Origin of the sequence: Escherichia sp. AM3 (assembly GCF_032029835.1) — a bacterium.
Lineage (GTDB): Bacteria > Pseudomonadota > Gammaproteobacteria > Enterobacterales > Enterobacteriaceae > Escherichia > Escherichia coli.
Genome location: NZ_JAVUPQ010000180.1, coordinates 1 through 2900 on the forward strand (window position 1 = coordinate 1; position 2900 = coordinate 2900).

General features: G+C 43.4%; 3 protein-coding genes. 2 read left to right on the top strand and 1 reads right to left on the bottom strand.

Annotated features, from left to right (window positions below):
• The coding region (locus RTW80_RS23630) for a hypothetical protein (protein WP_312720465.1) at positions 1 to 1613 on the top strand (1613 nt) is incomplete at its 5' end.
• Between the two features lie 47 nt (positions 1614 to 1660).
• Positions 1661 to 2338, top strand: a complete 678-nt coding sequence (locus RTW80_RS23635) for a phage baseplate protein (RefSeq protein ID WP_024219365.1) — start codon at positions 1661 to 1663, stop codon at positions 2336 to 2338.
• Positions 2339 to 2418: 80 nt separating this feature from the next.
• On the opposite strand, the gene RTW80_RS23640 is transcribed toward RTW80_RS23635, so the two are convergent.
• Positions 2419 to 2900, bottom strand: a 482-nt coding sequence (locus tag RTW80_RS23640; protein ID WP_312720468.1) for a tyrosine-type recombinase/integrase, incomplete at its 5' end; no start/stop codon positions are given.

A 2900-nucleotide genomic window follows, 5' to 3' on the forward strand; every position in this document is an offset into this window, starting at 1 on the left:
CACAATTAGCCGCTCAACGTGTAGTTGCAAGAGAACAAAAAGCCCTGGCAGCACGGAAAGAGAAGGCAGACTTAAAGCTTTTAGACGTTGGAGCAAGCATTAGTGCATTGCACCGTCTTTCTGTAGCGGAACAATATAAAGCTATTGCACAGGCTAGAGAAATTGCCCTCCAATATGAAAGAGGCGCTATTAGTCTGGCACGTATGAATAGCCAAATGAAACGCCTACAACAGCAACAACGTAAGATTAATGGCAATCGTAACGCTCACGCTAAAGCCTATGCACCTGTTAAGGGTAGCGGGAGTATTGGCGGCGGTGCTGCGGCTGTTATGCTGGGTGGCTTAGGCGCTGGCGCTGCATATATGGCTATGAGCAAAGCCTCTGAATTTGTTACTAACAGCTTTGCCAGTGCTGAAACGCTGGGAGAATTGTATAGCCGTGCGAAGCTGGGCGGTGTAGACGTTAACCAGATGAACAATATTGAGCAATGGGCGTATAAAAACGGCGTTGATTCAATGATGGGGGATCAAGGTAAACGTAAGTATCTCGATCAGATGAAAGATGTACGGGAGAAGGCTACTAAATCTTATGATGAGGCTGAATATGTAGTTGATAAGAAAACTGGTAAAGGAGAATGGAAGGGCGGCGATAGCGGCATCAATACTTTAATGAATGAAGGATTCCTAACTAAAAAGGATCTAAAAGACTTTGCTGATAATCCGGCTGGTCTGGTTAGTAAAGCAGTTCAGGGAATGGTAGCTAAAGGCTATTCAGATGCACAAATCGGTAGTCGTCTGGAAGATCTGGCTGATGATTTGATGCTCACCTCTAAATACTGGACACGCTCCGCTAAAGAAGTGGAACAATCAGCACGAGAACAACGAGAATCAGGGCGCTGGGTAACGCAGGCACAACAGGAAAGCGTTATTAAATTCCGTGAACTGAATAATGCACTTAGTGGGCTTTCTGACTCACAAGGGATCGCCTTTGTTGATGGCTTTATGAAATCTCTTGATCCGAAAGTGATTGAAGAGTTTAAAAAGAGCATGGTTGCAATGCTGCCAATGTTTACCAAATTAGGCGAGGCTGTAGGTGGTCTGCTTAATGCGATCATGAAAACTATCAACTGGCTGATGAAAAACGACGAGAAGACGGCAGCTATTCAGAAGAATTTAGGTGATGCACCGCCACTATCTAACGAAGGAATGAAGCAGAATCTTTCTAATCTCACTCCTGATCAATATAAAGGCGCTGGCACCGGAACAACTAAGCCAGATAACAGCAATTCCCTGGTTAACACTATTAAAAGCTGGTTTATGCCAGAAGAAACGGTAGGTGGGGCGCAGGCTGTAAATCAATACAGTCTCGAAGGACAAAACATTGCAAATCTGAAACAGAGTGCAGCACAACAAGCTTTCAAGGCTCCTTCTTACACCTTTGCACCTGTTATTAACTTCAATCCAGAATTACAAGTAAATGCAGAAGTGCCGCTAACTATCGAATCAGACACCGGACGATTGAGCGAATTTATCGACTTCAAATCAAAGGCATCCTCCGCTGAGTTTAGCAAGCTATTAACGCTGGGTGTTATGTCAGGCGGGTCAACCTATTAATCATCACTGTGGGGCTGTTTAGCCCCCTTAAATAAGGATTACAAATTATGGCAATGGGTCCGTTAACCATTGGTCGCCCGACTGAGGCGAAAATCAACAGCACAAGCAACGATAGCAACGGTAGAACAACTAAAGGGGGTAACGGCTTTGCGATCATTGCCTCTAACCTCGGCAGTGGTGCAAATGCTGCTTACAATGACTACCAGGCATTATCATTTGATAGCGTGGAATCGACGAAAGTTAGCCGAAATGCAGACGTTACAAGCTATGCCGTCGAATCAGGATCAGAAGTTAGTGATCATGTTCAAATACGGAATAACAAGTTCACATTACAAGGGCGTATCTCTGAAACCGTATTGAAGCTCAATCCCGATATGATTAAGAATGCGGGAATTAACGGCAATAGACGTATGCTTATGCTTGAATACCTAAATCAGTTGATGGACAGTCGCCAACCTTTCCTACTTGTCACTGAGTTAAAAAATTATGACAACGTTGTGTTAGTTGGCATGTCTTACGCAGAAGAAGCAAGCGAAAGCCTATTGTTTACTCTTGATTTTGAGCAAATCCGTCTTGTCTCTAAAGCAACTACAAGCGCAATTGCGGTAAAAACAGCACCAAATAAATCTGTAGGAGGTCAGGTTAAAATGCAGGTAAATACAACAGAACAGAAAAATCAAAAAAGCCCAGGGCAAGACGTTGTAACGCCAGTATTTAAACAATAGCCTTAAACGCCTATGAAACGCTCTGTAACGAGATAATCATAAAAGAGGCATCAGTCTATATTGAAGCCTCTTTATTACGTCTATAGCGTTGTTTTACGCCTTAAATTTGATTTTTTATTGATTGATAAGCCTTTCTCTATTTCAGGGTAGCGTAAAAGCTCAATATATTTTTTAAGCTCTACTGGAGAAGCTGCATTTTTGCTATATGTGCGGAATGTTTCTGTATTGCCGCGTGTATGGCCCAGGAGAAGGGCGATCCTGTCTTCTGGAATTTGATTTCGATCAAGAAGCTGTGCTACTCCGTGTCTCAGAGAATGAAACACTTTCCTTTCTGTTCCCTTTTCCCCTAAAGCCTTTCGTTTAGCTCTTGTAAATCGTTGTGTATGCCACGTAGAGCGTTTACCGTCAGCACGCTCTGTAATGCTGGCGTGATAGAACAAAAAGCCATTGTGAGGCTTTTCACGAAGAGATAACACCAATGGAGTGATAAGGCTATGCACAGGCACAAGACGTGCCGCAGCTTTCGTTTTTCCCTGTGTGATTTCAAAACACAGCACACCTT